The organism is Arthrobacter sp. E44 (genome assembly GCF_041877125.1).
Lineage (GTDB): Bacteria > Actinomycetota > Actinomycetes > Actinomycetales > Micrococcaceae > Arthrobacter.
Window position 1 is genome coordinate 14,574 of record NZ_JBHDJA010000013.1, and the last position, 20,694, is coordinate 35,267.

Genomic DNA, 20,694 nt, shown 5'->3' on the forward strand with positions numbered 1-20,694 from the left:
AGGCTCACGAGGAAGCACCCGAAGCAGCAGCAGTCCGGTCGACGTAGTGGCCCAGCTGTGCCAAATCCGGCTGTGACGACGGATCGCCCACGGCATCCGCGCCCACGGCGTTCGCCACCGCCAGCGCCCGGGTGTAGTCCAGTCCGCTCCGCAGCGCCAGGACCAAGGCGGCGCAGAATGCATCCCCGGCGCCCACAGTGTTCGCCACGGAAACAGAAACGGAAGGAGCCTCGGCCACCTTCCGGCCGTGCTCGAACATCGCCGAGCCGTTCTTGCCGTACGTCACCGCCACCAGCTTCGCCTCGGTGAGGGCCGGGATCAGGGCGTACTCGCTCTCATTGACGATCACCAGGTCACACCGCTCCAGCAGCTCCGCCGACAGGTCCATGGCCGGGGCTGCATTCAGCACAAAGAAACCCTGCGCCTTCCGGGCAGCCTCCAGCACCACATCCAGGCCGACCTCCAGTTGGCACAGCACCGTTTCCTCCGGGCCGAATTCCACCCCGTCCAGCGACAGGTGCGCGTTGGCGCCCGGGCACACCACAATCTGGTTCTCGCCGTGGCGGTCCACCACGATCAGCGCCGTCCCGGTCGGCTGAGGCAGGACGGCGACATCGGAGGTGTCAACGCCGGCGGCAGACAAGGCATCCAGCATGCGCTGCCCGGACGCGTCCTTGCCCACGGCGCCGACCATCCGGGCGCTGCCGCCCAGGCGCGCGGCGGCCGCGGCCTGGTTGGCGCCCTTGCCGCCGGGCTGCTCGGACAGTACGGCGCCGCCGATGGTTTCGCCCGCCGTAGGAAGCCGTTCGGCGGTGGCGATCAGGTCCAGGTTGATGCTGCCGAGGACGGTGACGGCAGGACGTGTTGTGTTCATGGGAAAACTCTCTCAGGGGGAGGGTCGGAAGCGGCCAGGCTTTCGAAAAAGTGTAGCGCATAGTTGTACTTGTGAGTCATACATGGTTGTATAACAACTCGAATCGCCGCGAAAGACGATCCTCTGTGCTCGAACAAAGGAGTTTGATGTGAACACCCCGACCCCGCCGCAGCCGCGCCGCCCGCGGAAGGAGGCGCCGCCGTCGTCATTCCCGACGACGACGCGGCCAGGCTCTCCGGCCGCCGCGCCGCCCTGCTGATCTCCACCCTGCTGCTGGGCGTGCTGTCCTTCCAGCTGAACGCCAGTATGGTCACCCCCGCGCTGCCGCAGATTGCCGCGGATTTCGGCGAAAGCGCGGACAGCGCCGCCCCCCGTCCAGTCCATGTTCTTCCTGGCCGGCGCCATCGCCGGGCCCGTGATCGGCCGGTGGAGCGACTTCATCGGCCGCCGCGCCGCGCTGCTGCTGGTCCTGGGCATCATGGGCGCCGGCACCATCCTCTGCATCGCCGCGCCCACCCTGCCGCTGCTGGTCACCGGCCGGTTCCTGCAGGGCGTCTCCAGCGCCGTGTTCGCGCTCGCCTACATCGTGCTCAGCGAAAACCTGCAGGCCAAGGTCTTCGGCACCTCCGTGGGCATCATCGCCGCCATCAACGGGGAGTGGGCGGCGTGGACGGCTACGTGGGCGGGCTCATGGCCGAGACCCTCGGCTTCCGGTCCATCTTCGTCGTCGTCCTCATCCTCACCGCCATCGCCGCCGTCTGCATTTTCCGCCTGGTGCCCGCCGGACGGCCTTCCGGAGTCCGCGGCGCCATGGACTGGTGGGGCGCCGGCTCCCTCTCGCTGTTCCTGGTGTTCCTGACGTACTTCGTGTCCGACGGTTCGGCCGCCGGCCGGACGTCGCCCACCGCCCTGGCCCTGCTGGCCGGCACCGCCGCGTCCTTTGCGGGATTCTGGATGATCGAGGAGCGCCGCAGCCACCCGCTGATCGCCGTCCACCACCTGCGCTCCCGCCAGGTGTGGCCGGTCATCGCCACCACCGTCCTCACCCTCGCCGGCATTTTCGCGGTCATCAACTTCACCGTGGTGCTGCTCAGCCAGGATTCCGACGGCGGCTTCGGGCTTTCCGCCTCCATCTCGGCGTTGCTGTTCCTCACCCCCGCCGCGCTGATTGGCGTCTTTGCCGCGCCTTTGGCGGGGTGGCTGGCGGACCGGCGCGGGTGGGTTAGGACTTTGCGGCTGGGGACGTCGCTGAGCCTGGCGTGTGCCGTGGTTGCCGCGCTGTTTTCCTCCAGCCCGGTGGCGGTGTTTATTGCCATTGCCTGCCTGGGGATCTTCTACAACGGCTTCTTCCTGACCGCCATCAACGGGCTCTCGGTGCTTTTGTCGCCGAAGGAGGCCCCGGCGGCGCTGCCCGGCATCAACGGTGCGTCGTTCGGGATCGGGGCGAGCCTCGGCGTCGTGCTGGTAGCGCCGTTCGCCGCGCAGGCCACGGCCGCCGGGTACGCCACCGCCCTCTGGATCTCGGTGGGCATCACCGCCGCCGCGTTCATCGTCAGCCTCTTCGTCGCCGCCCCCAAGGGCGAGACGGTCTAACCCCTCTATCTGTTGCGAAGGAATCTATTGTGACTGCCCCCGTTTACCTGGACTGCGACACCGGCATCGACGACGCCCTCGCCCTGGCCTACCTGCTCGCCTCGCCTCTTGCTTCCGTGGTGGGGATCGGGACGGTGAGCGGGAACGTCAGTGCCGCTGTCGGTGCCCGGAATACTTTGGATCTGCTTTCGTTGGCCGGCGCCGCTTCAGTGCCGGTGGCTGTTGGGGCTCACGATCCTCTTGCTGGTTCCTTTGGCGGCGGGTCGCCGTGGGTGCACGGGGAGAACGGTGTGGGGGAGGTTGTGCTGGCGCCTTCTGCTGCTTCTGTTGCTGCGGAGTCCGCGGCGGAGATGCTGGTGCGGCTGGCTCACTCCTATCCCGGTACGTTGCGGGTGGTGGCGATCGGGCCGCTGACGAATATTGCCGAGGCGTTGCGGCTGGAGCCTGCGCTGCCGTCCCTGGTGGAGTCGGTGACCGTGATGGGCGGGGCCGCGCTGGCGCCGGGGAACATCACGCCCGTGGCCGAAGCGAACATCTGGCACGACCCCGAGGCCGCCGCCCTGGTGCTGGCCGCCGACTGGGACGTGACCCTGGTGCCGCTGGACGTGACCATGGCGTCTGTTCTGGAGGAGTCGCACCGGCAGTTGTTGCTTTCTTCTGCTGCGCCGGTGCCGCGGGCGCTGGGGGAGATGCTCGGCTACTACTTTCGGTTCTACGAGGGCATCTACGGCCGGCCCTGCTCCGCCATGCACGATCCGCTGGCGGCGGCGATCGCTGTTGGGGCCGTTAAGCCTTCTTTGGTACCCGTGGTGCGCGCCGCCGTCGACACCTCCGACGGGCCCGGCCGCGGGCAGACCGTGTGCGACATGCGCGGGCTGTACGCGGGCTACCCTCCGGTGGCGGGCGCGCGGTGCCGCGTGGTTCTCTCGCTGGAGGAGGACTTCGCCCCGCACCTGGTGGAGACGCTGCTGGGAATCTTCGAAGTCACGACCGCTGAGGTCCGGCAGTGACGGCACCCGTTCAATTCACAGCCTGGTCGTTTTCGGGTGACCGCTATGGAAAAACGCAAAGGATGAAACATGCCGCTGACGCTTGCTGATGCGGGACGAATGGATTTCTGCATTTAGACTTCTGCCATGATAAACGACGTACTCCAGCGTGAATGGACACCACTGCCTGGCAGCCTTCCGACGGCTCCCGAGATCGATAAAATTTACGTCTTACCAACGCGCTTTGCCGCTGGCGACGATGATCAGGAGATCCCCCTTTACACTGACGCCGTGCGCTACGTTCCGAAAGAGGGTAGGGCCGCTGGCATACCCATAGAATTTTCTCTTCCTGATGATAAGCGTAAGTACCTTTCGGAATATGCAATTGATCCGGTAACGTTATCTATTGCTCTCGCCTGCGTAACTGTCATCAACGACTGGCTAATCACAGCTGTCGGGATTTTTGTTGAAAGCCGAGCAAAGAAAGCTGGATACACACAGGAAGAGGTTAGTTCTATTCCGCTGCGAGTATCTATAGCTAAGCTGGATCCGAACACGGGCGCGGTGGAAGGCTTGGAGATCGAAGGTCCCAGTAGTGGTGTTATAGAGTCACTAAAGGAGCTGAAAAAGAGTGGCAAGTAGCAACACATTTAAAACTCAGTTTGAGGCTCGTATCATCGAAGTTGGGCCCATACCTCCAGCGGGAGGACCTGCTCGTGAGACTTATTTGGAGACACATGGAAAAGCTGAACTCGCAACCGCTAATAATGAGTATGCGGAAGTGGTCAAGCTCTTAGGTGATTGGGCTGCTTTGATACCTCCCTTATTTGCTCCGATCGAGTCCAGTGACGACAGCGTACGCCACCAGATTCAGCAGGCATCACGTGTGGCGTGGAGAAATCTCAGCAAGCAGATCCCGAAAGAAACCCTCCAACTGGTTGAACCGCTCATTCGTACCTCTGAGAAGGCAGCCGTCAACGCACTCAACTATCTGGAGGATACCGAGAGTGCACAGGAAGCACACGAAGCGATTCATCGTACCGCCTTCATTCGTAGTGGGTTATTCGGTTGCCCTATAACCTACAAGGACGGTCAATTCTGGTGGGACTGTACAGTTAGCATGTCGCATCTCCGGATGGGCATGTCCGCTGGGATTACCAGCGACTTTTACTGCTCTATCTGCGATAAAAAAATGGAAGACTGCGACCATGTTATGGGGAGCGCATACTCTGTCATAGCTAAGAAAGATGATGACGGAAGATGCAGTGTATGTGGTCTCCTGAATTGTGGGCACGAAGAAGGTGAAACCTATCCGGTTACCGCAAGCGGTATCGGTCGCGAAATCGCAGCCCATGAAGTTTCAATGGTACCTCGGCCCCGTTATCCCCTAGCTCGTATAAACAAAATGACACGTGAGGTCCCGGCGCAATATCAGCCGTATGCGGAAGCCGGAGTTCTCGACTGCGATGAGTGCTTAGGCCCCTGTGGAGGCTTGGTCGAGAGGGCAGGCTCTGACCCTGATTTGGACTGACGACACTGCCGTTAGTCCGCATCAATCTTTAGTGCCGGAAAGACGACACATGCAACGAGACCACAGTTGGGAATCGATTTTTGTGATCCATTCGGGCGCACGGTGAGGGCTCAGCGTATGGAGTAGGAAGGCCAAACAGCACCACGGTCAGGCTCACGCATGACAGGTATGGTTTTGGGGACTCCACGAAGCTAAATAACAAGACTGTACATCGGGTTCGTGTAATACGGGCCCGATGGTGTGCATCCTTCTGCTGTATGAACGGGGAGGAGCCCGTGTAAAACGACGCCGACAGCGGATGGTCTTAAAACTGCAGCGACTGCATCACCGAAAGATGGCCTGCCTTGGCGGACACCAGGCACTTGGCCAGGTAGAACGGCCGGTTGCCCTGCCGCACGTACTGGGTGAGGACCAAAACAGGGTCCGACGGGCGCAGGTCCAGCAGCTTCGCCCGGCTGGGTCCCACCTGGCTGAGGCTGATCTGGCACTCGCCTGGCCCGGCCAACCTGCCCAGCTGCTTGTTGACCGCGGCAAGCAGGGTGCTGCCGCCGTCGTCCTCTATCTCAAGGGGCGCTGCGGGGCCCTTGCCGAAGCTGACCGGCTGGGCGGTGACGTTCTCCTGCAGGTGGGCGATGGCCTCGCCGTCGCGGATCAGGACCGATTCCCAGAGCCAGCCGTCGGTGCCGGGCTCGACGCCGATGCCGGGGGCGACGAATTCTGACGCGGCCTGCAGGACCGCCTGGGTTCGCTTGACCTCCAGCGTCTGGCCGGGGCCGGCGAGGACCTCCTCGAACGGTTGGATGCGTTCGATGCCGATACGGGGGAGGGTGTCGAGACGAAGCGTCCGACGCCGCGCCGCGCCCTGATGAGGCCGTCCTCCTCGAGCAGCATGAGGGCTTCGCGGACCACGGTGCGGCTGACTTTCATGTCCGTGCCGAGCTCGGTTTCGGTGGGAATCATGGAGCCGGGGGTTAGGAGGCCGTTGCGGATGGCTTCGGCGATCCGCGAGTACACCGCGACGCGGAGGGGCGCGCCGGGCTGGGCGGCCACCGGTTGGGATAGGAACCGGGCGGCGTCCTGGTGCACGTTGTGCCTCGCTTTGTGTGGTGATCCGGGGGATTCCAGCCTACTTCAACGTCCGACGCGTTTGTTGGACAAGGAGAGCCGGTTCGATGACAACCACGGGGCTCTTGCCAAGGTGAACTACGGCGTTCTGGCAGGCTCAGCCACAGGACGCAGAGGACGCGCGGAACGCCGAATACCGGGGATCATCACGTCCCACCAGCTGTCCCAGTGCTTTCACACCCTCCGTGTCTGCAGCCCCCATGTCCGTGGACAGCCACCGCATCAGCAGCCCGGCATCCCCGCTGGCCCGCACCGCCGAACCGACGGCCAGGTCCAGCTGGTCCCGCAGCAGCTGCACGGCCATCACCCCGGACCGGCTAAGGAGGGGAGCGGTGTACGCCTCCAGCGCCTGAGCCACATGGCCTTCGCGCAGCAGCCGCAGCACCCGCCCCGAGTCCGTGCAACCGGCCAGCCCGGCAGCCAGCCGGTACGGGTTGGACTCCACGGCGTCGCCCAGCAGCGACCGGACCCGGAACATCTCGGTCCGGATGGCCTGCGGCGTGCCCGTATCCCCGTGCAGCTCATAGGCCAGCTCGTCGGCGCTCCATCCCTGCGACCGTGAATCCAGCAGCGCCAGGATCTCCGCCCGGCGCAGCGTCAGCGGTACCCGGGACCCGTCGGGAAAAACGGCGGCGGGCCGGTCGCCCAGGAGCTCCAGCCGCTGCACCGCAACACGGGGCAGGACGGGCTGCCGGGACGGGCGCACGGAGGACGACGCACCCAGGGACGTGCCGCCGCCGGGCCTTCCCAGCAGCGACTCCGCCACCCGGACCGCGCACCGCACCATCCGCAGCGTGTCCGCGCTGATGGTGTCCAGCGGCCCGGAAACATCGAGCACGCCCAGCAACGCACCCGTCAAAGGGTCCGTGATGGGCGCCGCCGTGCAGGCCCAGTCGTGGTGGGTGCGGACCAGGTGTTCGGCGGAGAACAGCTGCACGGGCCCGCCGGTGACGAGCGCCTCGCTGATGGCGTTGGTACCGATCCCGGCCTCGGACCAGTCCGCCCCTTCGGAGAACTCCAGCCGGTCCGCCCGCCGCAGCACCTCCCGGCTGCCCACCCGCCACAGGATCTCGCCGCCGGCATCGGTGAGCACCAGCAGGTGCCGGCCGGAACTGGAATCATCGGCCAGCAGGTCCTGCAGCGCCGGCATCACCCGCTGCAGCCGGTGCGCCCGCCGCAGCTGAACCACCTCGGACGGATCGTGCAGATGCCGCGGGCTGTGCTGGTCCGGGCTGATCCCCAGTGCCATGGACCGGCGCCACGACTCCGCCAGCGGTGTGGGGATCTCCGGGCGAGCGACACCGGAGATCACCAGTTCATGGGCGCGACGCAGGGCACGCGCGTACTTCGCCGGGTCCGAGAACCTCAGGCCGTAGTCCACCGTCTCCTCCTCACCGCCGGCGTCCTTGCCGGCAGCACCCGTGTAACGCACTTGTTACCCCCGCCGCGTTCGAATAGTGATGCAGCTCACGCCCGCCCCAGCATACCGCAGGGACCCCGGCGGGAGGGGGCCGCCCGGACACCCGTGGGACTGACACAAAGGAGTGGAGATGACCGAAACACCCACCGCCGCCGCCCAGGCCTGGCTGGCCAGCCTGGACCAGGCGCTGCAGCGGCGCGACGTGGACGCCGCGCTGGACCTCTTCGAGGACGACAGTTACTGGCGCGACTTCGTGGCGTTCACCTGGAACCTGAAAACACTGGAAGGCAAGGCGGACATCCGCCGCATGCTCCAGGCCACGCTGGACCGCGTCCAGCCAGCCAACTGGGCGCTCGCCGAGGACGCCACCGGCGGTACCGCCGCCGACGGCACCGTTGAAGCCTGGATCACGTTCGAAACCGGCGCTGCCCGCGGCTACGGCCACCTCCGGCTGCGGAACGGCAAATGCTGGACGCTGCTCACCACCATGCAGGAGCTGAAGGGCTTCGAGGAGAAGAAGGGCCCGCGCCGCGAGCAGGGCGTGGCGCACGAAATCGTCCGCGGCCGGCGCTCCTGGAAGGAACTCAAGGAGGAACAGGAGGCGCGGCTGGGCTACGAGGAGCAGCCCTACTGCGTGATCATCGGCGGCGGGCAGGGCGGCATCGGCCTTGCCGCGCGGCTCAAGCGATTGGGCGTGCCCACCCTCGTGATCGAGAAGAACCAGAACCCGGGTGACTCCTGGCGGAACCGCTACAAGTCCCTGCACCTGCACGACCCCGTCTGGTACGACCACCTGCCCTACCTGAAGTTCCCGGAGGACTGGCCCGTCTTCGCCGCCAAGGACAAGATCGGCGACTGGCTGGAGCACTACTCCCGGATCATGGAGCTGAACTACTGGTCCGGCACGGAATGCGTGGGCGCGGAGTACGACGACGGCACCGAGGAATGGGCGGTCAGCGTCCTCCGCAACGGCGAACCGGTGACGTTGCGGCCCAAGCAGCTGGTCTTCGCCCTGGGCGTCTCCGGCTACCCGAACATCCCCGCGTTCGACGGCGCCGAAAGTTTCCTGGGGGAGCAGCGGCACTCCTCCCAGCACCCCGGCGGCGGGGACTGGACCGGGAAGAAGGCAGTGGTGATCGGCTCCAACAACTCCGCGCATGACATCTGCGCGGACCTGTGGGAGCACGGCGCCGAGGTCACCATGGTGCAGCGCTCCTCCACCCACATCGCCCGCAGCGAATCGCTGATGGACCTGGCCCTGGGGGACCTGTACTCGGAGAAGGCGCTCGCCAACGGCGTCACCACGGAGAAGGCGGACCTGCTGTTCGCGTCCTTGCCGTACCGGATCCTGCCCGAAGCCCAGGTGCCGGTCTACGAGGAGATGGCGAAGCGGGATGCGGAGTTCTACTCGCAGCTGGAGGCCGCCGGGTTTGACCTGGACTTCGGCGTGGACGGGTCCGGCCTGTTCCTGAAGTACCTGCGGCGCGGCTCCGGCTACTACATCGACGTGGGCGCCTCCCAGCTGATCATCGATGGCCGGGTGAAGCTGAAGTCAGGGCAGGTTTCCAAGATCACCGGCAACGCCGTGGTGATGGACGACGGCACCGAGCTGGAGGCCGACCTGATTGTCTACGCCACCGGGTACGGGTCCATGAACGGCTGGCTGGCGGACCTGGTCTCGCCGGAAATCGCGGACCGGGTGGGCAAATGCTGGGGCTACGGCTCAGACACGCCTAAAGACCCTGGTCCGTGGGAGGGGGAGCTGCGCAATATGTGGAAACCAACCAACGTCCCCAACCTCTGGATCCACGGCGGCAACCTGCACCAGAGCCGGCACTACTCCTCTTACCTGGCCCTGCAGCTCAAAGCCCGGATGGAAGGACTCGAGACGCCGGTGTACGAACTGCAGCCCAGCCACCACACCCGCTAAGGAGAGCCCGTCATGAAGGCAGCCCGCTTCCACGCCCGGAAGGACATCCGCATCGAGGACATCCCGGAGCCGGAACTCCGCGCCGGGGCGGTGAAGATCGACGTCGCCTGGTGCGGCATCTGCGGCACGGACCTGCACGAGTACCTGGAAGGGCCCATCTTCTGTCCGCCTCCCGGCCATCCGCACCCGCTCTCGCACGAGGAATCCCCGGTGACCCTCGGGCACGAATTCTCCGGGACTGTCTCCGAAGTCGGCGAAGGGGTGACGGGCCTGGCGAAGGGGGACAACGTCGTCGTCGAACCCTATTTTGTGGACGGCGACTGCGACATGTGCCAGGCCGGCAGTTACCACCTGTGCCGGCAGATGGGCTTCATCGGGCTGTCCGGCGGCGGGGGAGGGCTGAGCGAGAAGATCGTGGTGGACCAGCGGTGGGTGCACCCCATCGGGGACATCCCGCTGGACGAGGCGGCCCTGATCGAGCCGCTGTCCGTGGCCCACCATGCGGTGGCACGCAGCGGCGTGAAGGCCGGCGACACGGCGCTGGTGGGCGGGTCCGGGCCCATCGGGCTCCTTACTGCGGCCGTGCTGAAGGGCATGGGGGTGACCACGATCATCAGCGAACTCACCCAGGCGCGCAAGGAGAAAGCCACCTCCAGCGGCGTTGCGGACCATGTTTTGGACCCGAGCAAGGAGGACGTCCCGGCCCGGGTGCGCGAACTGACCGGCGGGACGGGGGCCGACGTCGCGTTCGAATGCGCCGGCGTGAACGCGGTGCTGGACACCATGCTCGACGCCGTCCGGCCCGGCGCCGTGGTGGTCAACGTGTCCATCTGGGGCGCGCCCGCCACCGTGGACATGCAGAAACTGGTCCTCAAGGAGATCGACCTGCGCGGCACCATCGCCTACGTCCGCGACCACCCCGCCGTGATCAAGATGGTGCAGGAGGGCAAGGTGGACCTCAAGCCGTTCATAACCGGCCGGATCGCGCTGGAGGACCTGGTGGAGCAGGGCTTCGACACCCTCATCAACCACAAGGACACCGCGGTGAAGGTGCTGGTCCACCCGTAGGGCCGGGGGCAGCACAGCAGGAAGGACGACGGCGGGAGGCGAGTGCCGGCGTCGTCCTTCCTTTGTATGTGCGCGGAGGTGAGCGTCCGCCTGTCCGGGCCGGGCTTGTTGATTAGACGCAGGTCACTTGCAGGTGCAAGGGTGGACGCGTGAATGCCGACATCAACTTCTATTTCGACCCGGTCTGCCCCTTCGCCTGGATGACCAGCAAATGGGTGCGGCAAGTCCAGGCTCAGCGCGGGTACACCGTGGACTGGCGGTTTATCTCGCTGCGCCAGGTCAACGCGGCGGTGGACTATGACGCGCATTTTCCGCCGGAGTACGAGGCCGGACACACCGCCGGGCTCCGGCTGCTGCGGGTAGCGGCCAGGGCACGTGCGGAGCATGGCCGCGAGTCGATCGGCCGGCTGTACGAGGCGTTCGGCACCCACATCTTCGAAGCCGCCCCGGACGCAAGCAGCGGGCAATCCGAGGGCGAAGTGCGCGAGCGGCGGGGGACGCGTGACTTCGTGGAGCCGATCCTCGCCCAGGCCGGCCTGCCCCTGGCGCTCGCCGAAACCCTCGACGACGACTCCTGGGACCGGGAGATCCGGCAGGAAACGGATGAGGCGCTGGCGCTGGCGGGCAAGGATGTGGGCACGCCCATCATCCACTTCGAACCTCCCGCGGGCGTGGCCTTCTTCGGGCCTGTGATCAGCCGGCTGCCGGACGAAGAGTCGGCCGCCGAGCTGTGGGACCACGTGGTGGGGCTGGCGCGGTTCCCCGGGTTCGCGGAGCTCAAGCGCAGCCTGCGCGAGCGGCCGCAGCTTCCAGCCCTCGGGGTGACCGCCGGTGCGGTCGGCCAGCAGGAGGACTGGCACGGCGGCAGCCGGCGGCAGAAGAAGTAACTGACTGGAAGGATGGACTTATGACTGAGAACAGCATCCGCCAATACCAGGAGTCGGTCACGGTCAAGGCACCAGCCGAGGCACTCTACAACCTGGTCTCCGACGTTACCCGCACGGGCGAGTGGAGCCCGGTGTGCACCTCGTGCTGGTGGGACGACGAGGACAGCGCCGGCCAGCCCGGCGCCTGGTTCACCGGCCGGAACGAACTCCCGCACCGGACCTGGGAGACCCGGTCGCAGGTGGTTGCCGCCGAGCCCGGCCGCGAGTTCGCCTGGCTGGTGGGCGGCAGGTTTGTCCGCTGGGGCTTCACCCTCACCCCGGCGGAGGACGGAACCATCCTGACCGAGTCCTGGGAATTCCTGCCGGAGGGAATAGCCATGTTCAAGGAGAAGTTCGGTGATGAGGCTGACGCCCAGATCGCCGACCGCACCGGGCAGGCGCTGGACGGCATCCCGAAAACGCTCGCGGCAATCAAGCGGATCGCCGAGTCCATCCCTGCACACCAGGAAGCCGGGTCCTAGGACCGGACCAACTGGGGGGGTGCCCCGCCGGCAGCCTGCGCTGCCGGCGGGGCGCGGGCTACTCGACCGCGAGCTCGCCGAGCTTTGACCAGCCGTCCACCGTGACGTTGACGATGTCCGGAGTCCGGGCCAGGTACGCCGGCAGTTCCGCGGTCGCCCGCTTGAAGTGCTCCGACTGCACGTGCTTGCCGCCGGCCTCGTCGTCGCGGAACGCCTCGATCAGGACGTAGGTGTTGGGGTCGGCCAGGCAGCGGGCCCATTCGAAGAACAGGCAGCCCTCCTCGGCGTTCGTGTTCTCAGTGAAGTCCCCGGAAATCTCCGGCCACGCGTCGGCGTGCTCCGGCTTCACCGGGAATTTGGCGGTAATGAAGATCATCGGTTGTCCTCTACAGAAAGCTTCGTGCGGGCTGGTCCGAGACGGGTATCAGGGCACCAGGATGGCGCGGCCCCGGACCTTGCCGGCGTCCAGGTCGCTGATGGCCTGCTGGAAATCGTCCAGCTTGTACTTCTGGGTGTGCAGCGTGACGGCCCCGCGGGCGGCGAGCGACATGAGGTCCTGCAGGTCGTTGTAGGAACCCACCAGGTTGCCGATGATGTTGATCTCCGAGGAGATGATGTCGATGGTGGGCACGCTGATGTCCTCGCCGTAGCCCACCACGAAGTAGTCGCCGGCCTCCCGCAGCATCGCAATGCCCTCCGACGTCGCGCCGCCTTCGCCCACGAAGTCGATCAGCACCTCGGCGCCGTTGCCGCCCGTGAGGGCCCGCACCTGTTCCACCTGCGAGCCGTCCGCGAGGACCCCTTCATCGGCCCCGATCGACTTCGCCAGCTCCAGGGCGGCCGGGTTGCGGTCCACCACGATGATGCGGCTCGGGGTGAGGGCCTTCAGCACTTGGATCCCGATATGGCCCAGCCCGCCGGCGCCGATCACCACGCAGTTGTCCCGCGGCGTCAGCCGCTTGGCCGCCTTCGCCGCGGCGTGGTAGGCCGTCAGCCCAGCGTCCGCCAGGGCCGCCACGTCCGCAGGTTCCAATGAATCGTCGATCTTCACCACGGACCGGGCAGAGGTGAGGAGGTATTCGGCGTACCCGCCGTGCGTGTCGATGCCCGGGAACTTGCTGCTCTCGCAGTGCACGTCGTCGCCGGAGCGGCAGGCGCGGCACAGGCCGCAGGTGATCAGCGGGTGCAGGATCACCTTGTCGCCCTCCTTGACGTTGGTGACCGCGCTGCCCACGGCGTGCACCCACCCCGCGTTCTCGTGGCCGATGGTGTAGGGCAGCTGCACCTGGGACTTTTCGGCCCACTGGCCCTCGAGGATGTGCAGGTCCGTCCGGCACACGCCGGCTCCGCCGATCCTGACCACGACGTCCCAAGCCCCGGCCACTTCCGGAATGGGCGCCTCGGTCATCTTCAGGCCTTCGTGGTAGCCGACCACCTGGACGGCTCGCATGGTGTTCATGGGTGGATCTCCTTGACTGTGAACGGAAGCAGGTGGTGTTGGTCGGCAGGCTCGGCTCCCTCGGGCCGGTCTGTCTGGTCGACGCCGGAGCCGGCGTAGCGTGTCCGCAGCAGGCCGCGGCAGAAGTGCGCATTGCCGTCGATGGAAATGCGGGTGGAGCGCGCCCGCCGCAGCGCCATCGGCACGTTGCCGGGCGCGTAGGGCGTGCCGTCATGGTCTACGAGGACGACGGCGGCAGGTTCCGTCGGCAGCCCAAGCGCCGTCCGCCGTCGTACTAAAGCGTCCTTGGTCCGGCCGGCCGGCAGGTCACCCAGCCGCACCGTCCCCACGCTCTCTTCCGCCAGCGTGGGATCTGCCCGCAACAGCTCCGTGAGGCAGCGCTCCATCGCGGCGGTGTGCGCCTTGCGGCGGAACGTCCACCGCAGCTCCTCCAGACTGTGCTCGGCTTCATGGCCGAAGGTGCCGCGGTATCCGGCATCAGCTGCAAGGCCCGCGTTGATCAGTGCGGAGTCGTGGTGGTCATCGAGCTCAACCATCACCGCCGCCACCCCGGGGAGCGCCGAGACCACGTCCTTGCTGTCGGACGCCATCAGGTAGGCGAAGTTCGGCGAGCAGAAAGATGTGGGCAGCCGCAGGTGCAGCACCACTGTCGCGCCCGCCGGGGAGCCGGTGATCTGGAGGGAACGGACGAAGCCCAGATCCGTGATGGGCTCGTCCAGTTCGGGATCCAGGACGGCCGCCAGCGCCTGCCGGACGTCCTCTGCTGTCACCGACGTGTCCCGGTACCGGAGCGTACGCTCCGTCAGTGCCGCCGTCATGCCGCGCCTGCCAGGTCCGCCCGTTCCGGCTGCCGCGGTCCCGTCTTGGTCTCGTCCGCGTTGGGGAGCTGGAGCTCTGCGGGCACCGGGATGTCGTACATTTTGGCCGCGTTCAGTCCCAGGATCTTCTTCTTCTGGTTCACGGTGAGCGGGGCGTATTCGGTCATGTCTTCGGGGATCTGGAAGTCAACGAACCGCTCGATCAGCCAGCGGGGTGACCAGATGGCGTAGTCGCTGGAGAACTGGATGCGGTCCTCGCCAATCCAGTAGATGAGCTCGCCCATGATCTGGGCGAAGTACCGCGGCCGGGTGTGCATGAACGGGATCGCGACGGCGAGGCCGCCGTGGACGTTGGGTTCCTGGGTGGCGATCCAGCAAAAGTCTTCCAGCCGGGGCAGGCCGACGTGCTCCACCACAAAGTTCAGGTCGGTGAAGTCGGAGGCGGCATGGTCGACGTCGGCAACGTCGAATGCGTCCCGGTCCAGCGGGCGGACGGTGGGGCCCTTGTGGATGTGGATGTTCTTGATGCCGAGCTTGCGGCACTCCTCGAAATACCGGTAGGACCAGGGATCGGAGAGCTTGTACCCACGGGATTCGCCGCGCCATTCGGCGGTGTAGAGCTTGACCCCCTTGAACTTCATCTTCTCGTGGTCGGCGCGGAGCCGGTCAAGGCCTGCCTCACCCTCACGGGGGTCATAGCAGTGGTTGTACGTGAGCTTGTCCGGGTGCGCGGCGGCGAGTCCATAGGCTTCCTCCACCTGCGCGAAGCCGTTCTTGTAGAACGCGCCAAGGTAGGCCGGCTGGAAGATCGCGTGGTCCACGTAGCCGTCCTGGAACAGGTCCTTCATGAGGCGTTCGCCGCCCTGGTAAAGGAATTCCTCGTAGGACCAGTGTTCCTCCTCGGGACCGAGGTTGCGGTGGTAGTCGTAGAAGCAATCAATGAACTGCTTACCCTGGATATTCCGCTGGTTCTCCGGGCGGGCGTCCCACAACGCGACGTGCGCGTCGACGATGAAGTAGTTCTCGCCGTCTTTGCTGTACATATCGTTCTCCTCCCCGCGACTGCCATAGTCGCGACAGAGACGACGCTATGGCCAAAAGGCACCTGTCAACCTGTGGCCGGTGTCTCATTTTGAGACAGGGTGGCATCGCCTTTCGAAGCACCACGCCGTAATCTCGAATGACCAGGACAAGGAGGGCGGCGATGGTGCCGGACCAGAACGTTCCCGTCCCGCGGCCACAGGCCGGCGGGCCGGAAGGCATGATGACTACTGTCTCAAGACGCCTTCTCGCCTCATGGCAGCGCAGTGAAGAATACGGCGTCTCGGCCGAGGCCATCGATCCCGTCTGGGCCGGGTCCGTGGCCGGTGACTCGCTGTTCTACCAGTGCGGCCAGGAGGTGCTCACCAGCCTGCATCAAACGCTGGCCAACGAGCCACTGAGCCTGATGCTCACCGACGCCAACGGGCTGGTCCTCAACCGGTTCAGCGGCGACACCTCACTGCTGCGGGCGCTCGACAAGGTCCATCTGGCTCCCGGTTTCGCGTTTTCCGAGCGGGAAGCGGGAACCAGCGGGCTGGGTATGGCGCTTGCGGACCGGACGCCGAGCCTGGTTCGTGCCGAGGAACACTTCAGCGCAAGCCTCCGGACGTACACCTGCGCTGCCGTGCCGGTGATCGATCCCCTCAGTGGACGCCTCGAGGGCAGCGTGAACATCACCACCTGGTCCAAGTCGTCTCCCGAGTTGCTCTTGGCTCTGGCCCAGTCGGCAGCGAGCAATACCGCTGCCCTCATGCTCGCAAAGTCGGGTGGCCACAGGCCGAAAGCGGGACCCAAGGGCGGCGTCTTCCGGGTCCAGCGGGGCCGGGTTGAGCCGGGTGCGGGAACGCTGCGCGCCATGTCCCCGGACTGGACGGAGGCACTGGACCGTGCGGCCTTGGCCCTTGCGACAAACAGAGTCGTGGCCGCCGTCGGAGAACCAGGCTCCGGGCGCGCCACCTTGCTGGGGCAGGCTATCCGACAGGCGCGCCCCGGGAGCCGCATCCTGTGTGCAGCAGCTCCGGAGCCTGAGGACGTGGAGGCGTGGTTGTCGCTCTGGACGCCCGAGCTGGCCAAGCCCGATACCGCCGTGATCGTCGAAAACGTTGACCTCCTGCCCGCCTGGGCAGCGCAGGAGTTGAGCACCCGGGCTGCCGCCGCGGTTCAAACACTGCCTGCACCGGCCGGAAGCCCAGCCTCCATCACCTGGGCCATGACCGCGGAGGACCTGGGCGCCGTCCCGCAGCCGCTGGCCGCCTCGGTGGAAACCGTGGTGCCGGTGCCTGCCCTGCGCGAGCGACCTGCCGATGTAATGCCCCTGGCCAGGTACGCCGCCCGGCAAACGCGTATGCGTGAAGTGGATTTCACGGCCGCTGCCGAACACGCCCTGACCGGCTACGGGTGGCCAGGCAACGTGGACGAACTTTTCACCATGGTCAATGACGCGGCCATGCGGACGGAAATCATCGATGTGCGGCATCTGCCCTCCCGGCTCGTGGGACGTGCCGGGCCACACCTCACCCGGATCGAGGCCGTCGAGAGGGACGAGATCATCCGGTGCCTTTCCCGGCCCGGCATCACGGTGGCCGCGGCCGCCAACGAACTGGGACTGAGCAGGGCCACCATTTACCGCCGGATGGCCCGCCTCGGAATTACCGCGCCGAAGTAGGCCTGATCCGGGGCCCCTTGCCAAGGCGCGTTCAGGCCCCGAGCAGCTCCGCCAGTTCCGTAATGCTCGACGCTACGAGGTCCCAGTCACCTTGAGGGGCCAGGTCCGCCGTCTGGCCGGGGCCGTGTTCGGTGGGGCGGGCGATGAACGCCGTGGCCAGCCCGGCGGCGCGCGCCGCCCGCAGGTCATTGTTATGGGCCGCCGCCAGCATTACCTCACCCGGCTCAAGGTCCAGGAACTCCGTTGTCCGGAGGTAGGCCTGGGGCAACGGCTTGTAGGTGCCCGTCATGTCCGAACCGATGATCACATCCCACGGCAGGCCGGCGTTCCTGGCCATGTCCAGCAACAGTGAGGTGTTGCCATTGGATAGCGGGCCCACGATGTAGTGGCGGCGGATTGCAGCGAGGCCCTCCACGCTGTCCGGCCACGCCGGCAGCCGGTGCCAGGATTTGTTCAGCTCCTCCAGGTTTTCCCTGGGCACCGGTGCCGGTTCGATGCCGTGCCGGCGGAGTGCCTCGTCAAGGTTTTCGCGGTGGAGGGTGTCCAGCTTGGTGAAGCTGCGCTTTCCGGAGCGGATGGCTTCCATGGCTGGCTGGTAGAGGGCCCGCCAGTGGTCGGCGAAGGCCTCGGCGTCGAGCGTATGCGCGTGTGCTGCCGCGAAAGCTGCCACCTCCCTTGCCACACCCGTGCGCCAGTCCACCACGGTCCCGAAGGTGTCGAAGAGGACGGCGTGCACCTGGCGCCCGGTTGAGGGTGAACGGTACGGCTGGAAACTCATGTGCGTGTCCTTCCTGTCTGCGGCGCCGGTTAGTCTGGCAGCATGCGAACTGATTTCAGTCCCTCAGCGACGTCCGCCCGTGATTTCTACCGGCTGCTCACCGCTGTGGTGGTGCCCCGGCCCATCGCGTGGGTTTCGAGTGTCTCCCCGGAAGGCATCGACAACGTGGCCCCGCACTCCTTCTTCACCGTAGCGTCAACCAATCCGCCCATCGTGCAGTTCACGTCGGTGGGGGAGAAGGATTCGCTCCGCAACATCACCGCGTCCGGCGAATTCGTGGTCAACCTGGCCCCGGCCGCACTCCTGGAAGAGGTCAACGCCACCGGCACCAACTTCCCGCCGGAGACCAGCGAGTTCGACGCCGCCGGCCTGACCCGGGAGCCGAGCCTCACCGTGGCCGCGCCCCGGGTCAAGGAATCACCGGCGGTGCTTGAATGCCGTCTCCACTCCGTGCTGCCGATAGGGGACTCGACCCTGGTTTTCGGCGAAGTCACCCATGCCGCCGTGAGCGAAGAAGTGCTGGACGGCAGCCACCCGCGCATCGATCTGCTGGAGCCACTGGCCCGGCTGGGCCTGGATGAGTGGGGTACCCTCGGCGAAATCCAGGACCTCGGCCGGATCCGGCTGAAGGACTGGCCGGGCGACTTCCGGCCCAAGGACTAGGGCCGGCCGGCCCGCCCTGCCCGTGCAAGGGGAAAGACAAAGGAAAGGGACGCCCGGCGAGGACGTCCCTTTCCCTTGTCCGCCCGGGGCTCTTAGCCGAGGCCGAGCTGGACGAAGACGAACCAGACGAGGAGCGGCACCACACCGATCATCGCGATGGCCCATAGCAGCAGGGCACGGAAGAACATCCGCTCGTCCTTGGGCTGGGCGCTCGCCATCAGCAGGGCCCCGCTGGTGGACATGGGGCTGACGTCAACCACGGAGGAGCTGATGGCGATGGCCGTCACCACTCCCACGGGGGTGAGCAGCGGGTCCATGGCGATGGGCACGACCACGGGGCTGATGACACCGAGGGTTCCGGTGGTGGAGGCGAACGCTGACACGATGGCCACCACGTAGCTGGCGATCAGCGCAGCGAGGGAGCTGTTGCCCAGGCCTGCGATGCCTTCCTGGAGCTCCTTCAGCGCACCCATCTTCTCCAGCATGCCCACGTAGGTGACGATGCCGGTGACCAGGATGATGGCCGACCACGGCATGCTTTCCACCGCCGGCTTCTGCACGTTGGAGTCCAGGACGATCAGGACCGCGGCGATCACCAGCGAGGCCACTCCCACATCAAGTCCCAGGACGGTGGTGAGCACCAGCAGGGAAGCGATGCCCGCCAGCGTGAGGATACGCATGGGGGTTGCGGCCACCTTCACCGGGCCGGTTTTGGTTCCGGTGGCCGCAATGGTCTGTGCCGGTGCGGTGAGGACGGCCGTTCCGGCGCCGCCGGGACCCGAAACACTGCCACCTGAGGGGGCGTCAGCGCCGTCGTCGTTCTTCATGGCATTGCCGCCGTCCGCCTGACGCGCCTCCGCCCTGGCTGCCCGGCGCTTCATGATGGCCTGCACCAGGGCGTAGGCGATCACGGCCAGGATGGCGTTGAAGATAAAGCAGTACGCATAGAGCTTGAAGGAATCGCCAGAAGCGCCGGCACCGTCCAGCATTTTGTTGCCCAGGACGCCGAAGGGGTTAACGGGAGAGAACGCGCCGGCGTTCGCGCCCTGGACGATGACCAGGCCCATAGCCAGGGTGCTGATGCCGAACCGCGCGCCCAGTGCCAGGCCCACCGGGGCGACGATGGCGATGGCGGCCGGCGTGAAGGCGCCGGCGGAAGCCAGGGCTGCGGTCAGCAGGAACATCAGGATAGGGACCAGGATTTTCCGGTCGCCGGCGAGCCGTTCCGCCCAATACGCGAGCAGGTCGATGGTGCCGTTGATCCGCACGATAGCGAAGAGCAGGGTGGCGCCCACCAGGATGAAGAACAGTCCGGCGGGGAACTGTCCGATGACATCCTTGATGGACATCCCGGCCAGGAGGGTGCCCACGCCGAACGCGGCGACCGTGGCCAGCAGCCCGGCGTTGATCTTGGTGAAGGAACCGACGGCGAAGGCCGCCACCAGCACCAGGAACGCTATGAGTGAGAGCGACATGGTGCCCGCCGCCTATGCGTTCGCCGGGGCGGGGACGCCGGCGCCGGACAGCAGGCTGCCCGCTCCGGTGATGGCGGGCTGGTGGCCCAGCGCCTTGAGGATCTCGTACGTGGTGGCCGTGGCCGCCGTGATGACGGGGAGCCCCAGCTCGTCCTCCACTGCCTGGACCGCGGCGAGCGAAGGCATCTGGACACAGGCGGAAAGGACGACGGCGTCTGCGCCTTCGCGCTGCAGGCTGCGGGCCAGTGCGGGCAGGTTCTGCGGGTCAAGGCAGCCAACCTCGAGGTTGTCCGCAACTTCGAGGCTGATGGCGTCCAGCACCGTGATGCCCGAGCCCTCGATGTAGTCCACCACCATCTTGGTCAGCGGCTTCATGTAGGGGGTGATCATGGCGACCTTCTGGGCACCGATTTCGTGCAGGGTCCGGACCAGGGCGCCGGCGCTGCTGGTGACCGGGGCCGGGTGTCCGTTGCCGGCGGCGGCGTCGGCGATGACCTTTTCGGAGCCCTCGTGGGCTTCGGGGCCCTGGGCCATGACGGCCACCAGGCAGGCGTAGGCGATGACGTCCACGTCGGCGTCGGAGACCGCTTCGGCGCACTGCGCTGCCTTGCCCACCATGGCCAGCAGTTCTTCCCTGGTGACCTTCTTCATGCCGGCGCGGGCGGAGTGGAAGGTGTACTTGTGGCCGGTGGCCTCGGCCTGGCGCCGGAACAGTTCCGGCAGTTCGGTCTCCATGGTGGTGTTGGAGCTGGGGACGATCAGTCCAACCCGGCTCATCCCGGGGCGCTTGGGCTCGGGGGCTGTTTCACAGGTGATTGCGGGGGTGCTCATGGATTCTCCACGTCGTTGTGTTGGG

18 protein-coding genes and 2 pseudogenes are annotated in these 20,694 nt (G+C 66.4%); 10 read left to right on the plus strand and 10 right to left on the minus strand.

The features are described from left to right. Positions 1 to 4: 4 nt before the first annotated feature. On the minus strand, positions 5 to 874 hold the full coding sequence (locus ACETK3_RS12840) for a ribokinase (RefSeq protein WP_373993019.1): 870 nt from the start codon (positions 872 to 874) through the stop codon (positions 5 to 7). A 207-nt stretch (positions 875 to 1,081) separates the two neighbouring features. On the opposite strand from ACETK3_RS12840, the pseudogene ACETK3_RS12845 reads away from it, so the two are divergent. From ACETK3_RS12845 to ACETK3_RS12860, 4 genes and pseudogenes are all read left to right on the plus strand, one after another. Further along, a pseudogene (locus ACETK3_RS12845) lies at positions 1,082 to 2,467 on the plus strand (MFS transporter). A gap of 29 nt (positions 2,468 to 2,496) precedes the next feature. Further along, positions 2,497 to 3,477, plus strand: a complete 981-nt coding sequence (locus ACETK3_RS12850; protein WP_373993020.1) for a nucleoside hydrolase — start codon at positions 2,497 to 2,499, stop codon at positions 3,475 to 3,477. A 126-nt stretch (positions 3,478 to 3,603) separates the two neighbouring features. Next, entirely contained in the window at positions 3,604 to 4,098 is a 495-nt protein-coding gene (locus ACETK3_RS12855) for a hypothetical protein (RefSeq protein WP_373993021.1), read from the plus strand. Next, entirely contained in the window at positions 4,088 to 4,987 is a 900-nt protein-coding gene (locus ACETK3_RS12860) for a hypothetical protein (RefSeq protein WP_373993022.1), read from the plus strand. The genes ACETK3_RS12855 and ACETK3_RS12860 overlap by 11 nt, the downstream gene beginning before the upstream one ends. Before the next feature lie 304 nt (positions 4,988 to 5,291). Here the strand turns inward: ACETK3_RS12860 and ACETK3_RS12865 are convergent. Together ACETK3_RS12865 and ACETK3_RS12870 are read right to left on the minus strand one after the other, a co-directional pair. Next, positions 5,292 to 6,073 (minus strand): annotated as a pseudogene (locus ACETK3_RS12865) (GntR family transcriptional regulator). 136 nt (positions 6,074 to 6,209) lie between these two features. Next, positions 6,210 to 7,493 carry a GAF domain-containing protein gene (locus ACETK3_RS12870; protein WP_373993041.1) on the minus strand — a complete coding sequence of 428 codons (1,284 nt, stop codon included), beginning with the start codon at positions 7,491 to 7,493 and terminating at the stop codon, positions 6,210 to 6,212. A gap of 169 nt (positions 7,494 to 7,662) precedes the next feature. Between ACETK3_RS12870 and ACETK3_RS12875 the strand changes: the two genes are divergently transcribed. From ACETK3_RS12875 to ACETK3_RS12890, 4 genes are all read left to right on the plus strand, one after another. After that, positions 7,663 to 9,462, plus strand: coding sequence for an NAD(P)-binding domain-containing protein (locus ACETK3_RS12875; RefSeq protein ID WP_373993023.1), 1,800 nt, complete (start codon positions 7,663 to 7,665; stop codon positions 9,460 to 9,462). A gap of 12 nt (positions 9,463 to 9,474) precedes the next feature. Further along, a complete protein-coding gene (locus ACETK3_RS12880; RefSeq protein ID WP_373993024.1) occupies positions 9,475 to 10,530 on the plus strand; it encodes a 2,3-butanediol dehydrogenase in 1,056 nt (351 codons plus the stop codon). A 149-nt stretch (positions 10,531 to 10,679) separates the two neighbouring features. Next, positions 10,680 to 11,417 carry a hypothetical protein gene (locus ACETK3_RS12885; RefSeq protein ID WP_373993025.1) on the plus strand — a complete coding sequence of 246 codons (738 nt, stop codon included), beginning with the start codon at positions 10,680 to 10,682 and terminating at the stop codon, positions 11,415 to 11,417. A gap of 20 nt (positions 11,418 to 11,437) precedes the next feature. Then, positions 11,438 to 11,938, plus strand: coding sequence for an SRPBCC family protein (locus ACETK3_RS12890; RefSeq protein ID WP_373993026.1), 501 nt, complete (start codon positions 11,438 to 11,440; stop codon positions 11,936 to 11,938). Positions 11,939 to 11,996: 58 nt separating this feature from the next. On the opposite strand, the gene ACETK3_RS12895 is transcribed toward ACETK3_RS12890, so the two are convergent. The 4 genes from ACETK3_RS12895 to ACETK3_RS12910 are packed head-to-tail and all read right to left on the minus strand — an operon-like array spanning position 11,997 to position 15,258. After that, on the minus strand, positions 11,997 to 12,314 hold the full coding sequence (locus ACETK3_RS12895; RefSeq protein WP_373993027.1) for a putative quinol monooxygenase: 318 nt from the start codon (positions 12,312 to 12,314) through the stop codon (positions 11,997 to 11,999). 48 nt (positions 12,315 to 12,362) lie between these two features. Beyond that, on the minus strand, positions 12,363 to 13,397 hold the full coding sequence (locus tag ACETK3_RS12900) for an NAD(P)-dependent alcohol dehydrogenase (protein ID WP_373993028.1): 1,035 nt from the start codon (positions 13,395 to 13,397) through the stop codon (positions 12,363 to 12,365). Then, positions 13,394 to 14,215: an iron-sulfur cluster assembly protein gene (locus ACETK3_RS12905; RefSeq protein ID WP_373993029.1), complete on the minus strand. Its 822-nt coding sequence runs from the start codon at positions 14,213 to 14,215 to the stop codon at positions 13,394 to 13,396. The genes ACETK3_RS12900 and ACETK3_RS12905 overlap by 4 nt, the downstream gene beginning before the upstream one ends. After that, on the minus strand, positions 14,212 to 15,258 hold the full coding sequence (locus tag ACETK3_RS12910; protein WP_373993030.1) for an amidohydrolase family protein: 1,047 nt from the start codon (positions 15,256 to 15,258) through the stop codon (positions 14,212 to 14,214). Before ACETK3_RS12910 ends, ACETK3_RS12905 begins: the two co-directional genes overlap by 4 nt. 161 nt (positions 15,259 to 15,419) lie before the next feature. Between ACETK3_RS12910 and ACETK3_RS12915 the strand changes: the two genes are divergently transcribed. Then, complete coding sequence (locus tag ACETK3_RS12915) at positions 15,420 to 16,922, plus strand: helix-turn-helix domain-containing protein (RefSeq protein WP_373993031.1); 1,503 nt, start codon at positions 15,420 to 15,422, stop codon at positions 16,920 to 16,922. Positions 16,923 to 16,953: 31 nt separating this feature from the next. Here the strand turns inward: ACETK3_RS12915 and ACETK3_RS12920 are convergent, their stop codons facing one another. Beyond that, entirely contained in the window at positions 16,954 to 17,700 is a 747-nt protein-coding gene (locus ACETK3_RS12920; RefSeq protein WP_373993032.1) for a haloacid dehalogenase type II, read from the minus strand. Between the two features lie 42 nt (positions 17,701 to 17,742). On the opposite strand from ACETK3_RS12920, the gene ACETK3_RS12925 reads away from it, so the two are divergent. Next, positions 17,743 to 18,363, plus strand: coding sequence for a flavin reductase family protein (locus ACETK3_RS12925; protein ID WP_373993033.1), 621 nt, complete (start codon positions 17,743 to 17,745; stop codon positions 18,361 to 18,363). Between the two features lie 92 nt (positions 18,364 to 18,455). Here ACETK3_RS12925 and ACETK3_RS12930 read toward each other — a convergent pair whose 3' ends face one another. Beyond that, on the minus strand, positions 18,456 to 19,838 hold the full coding sequence (locus ACETK3_RS12930; RefSeq protein WP_373993034.1) for an SLC13 family permease: 1,383 nt from the start codon (positions 19,836 to 19,838) through the stop codon (positions 18,456 to 18,458). Between the two features lie 12 nt (positions 19,839 to 19,850). Continuing rightward, on the minus strand, positions 19,851 to 20,669 hold the full coding sequence (locus ACETK3_RS12935) for an Asp/Glu racemase (protein ID WP_373993035.1): 819 nt from the start codon (positions 20,667 to 20,669) through the stop codon (positions 19,851 to 19,853). Between the last annotated feature and the right edge of the window lie 25 nt (positions 20,670 to 20,694).

What these genes read in the sequence shown, in the direction of transcription:
- ACETK3_RS12930 (WP_373993034.1), bottom strand. Translation starts at nt 19,838, where the DNA reads ATGTCGCTCTCACTCATAGCGTTCCTGGTGCTGGTGGCGGCCTTCGCC.
- ACETK3_RS12900 (WP_373993028.1), bottom strand. Translation starts at nt 13,397, where the DNA reads ATGAACACCATGCGAGCCGTCCAGGTGGTCGGCTACCACGAAGGCCTG.
- ACETK3_RS12875 (WP_373993023.1), top strand. Translation starts at nt 7,663, where the DNA reads ATGACCGAAACACCCACCGCCGCCGCCCAGGCCTGGCTGGCCAGCCTG.
- ACETK3_RS12895 (WP_373993027.1), bottom strand. Translation starts at nt 12,314, where the DNA reads ATGATCTTCATTACCGCCAAATTCCCGGTGAAGCCGGAGCACGCCGAC.
- ACETK3_RS12925 (WP_373993033.1), top strand. Translation starts at nt 17,743, where the DNA reads ATGCGAACTGATTTCAGTCCCTCAGCGACGTCCGCCCGTGATTTCTAC.
- ACETK3_RS12915 (WP_373993031.1), top strand. Translation starts at nt 15,420, where the DNA reads ATGGTGCCGGACCAGAACGTTCCCGTCCCGCGGCCACAGGCCGGCGGG.
- ACETK3_RS12920 (WP_373993032.1), bottom strand. Translation starts at nt 17,700, where the DNA reads ATGAGTTTCCAGCCGTACCGTTCACCCTCAACCGGGCGCCAGGTGCAC.
- ACETK3_RS12840 (WP_373993019.1), bottom strand. Translation starts at nt 874, where the DNA reads ATGAACACAACACGTCCTGCCGTCACCGTCCTCGGCAGCATCAACCTG.
- ACETK3_RS12880 (WP_373993024.1), top strand. Translation starts at nt 9,475, where the DNA reads ATGAAGGCAGCCCGCTTCCACGCCCGGAAGGACATCCGCATCGAGGAC.
- ACETK3_RS12890 (WP_373993026.1), top strand. Translation starts at nt 11,438, where the DNA reads ATGACTGAGAACAGCATCCGCCAATACCAGGAGTCGGTCACGGTCAAG.
- ACETK3_RS12905 (WP_373993029.1), bottom strand. Translation starts at nt 14,215, where the DNA reads ATGACGGCGGCACTGACGGAGCGTACGCTCCGGTACCGGGACACGTCG.
- ACETK3_RS12855 (WP_373993021.1), top strand. Translation starts at nt 3,604, where the DNA reads ATGATAAACGACGTACTCCAGCGTGAATGGACACCACTGCCTGGCAGC.
- ACETK3_RS12935 (WP_373993035.1), bottom strand. Translation starts at nt 20,669, where the DNA reads ATGAGCACCCCCGCAATCACCTGTGAAACAGCCCCCGAGCCCAAGCGC.
- ACETK3_RS12910 (WP_373993030.1), bottom strand. Translation starts at nt 15,258, where the DNA reads ATGTACAGCAAAGACGGCGAGAACTACTTCATCGTCGACGCGCACGTC.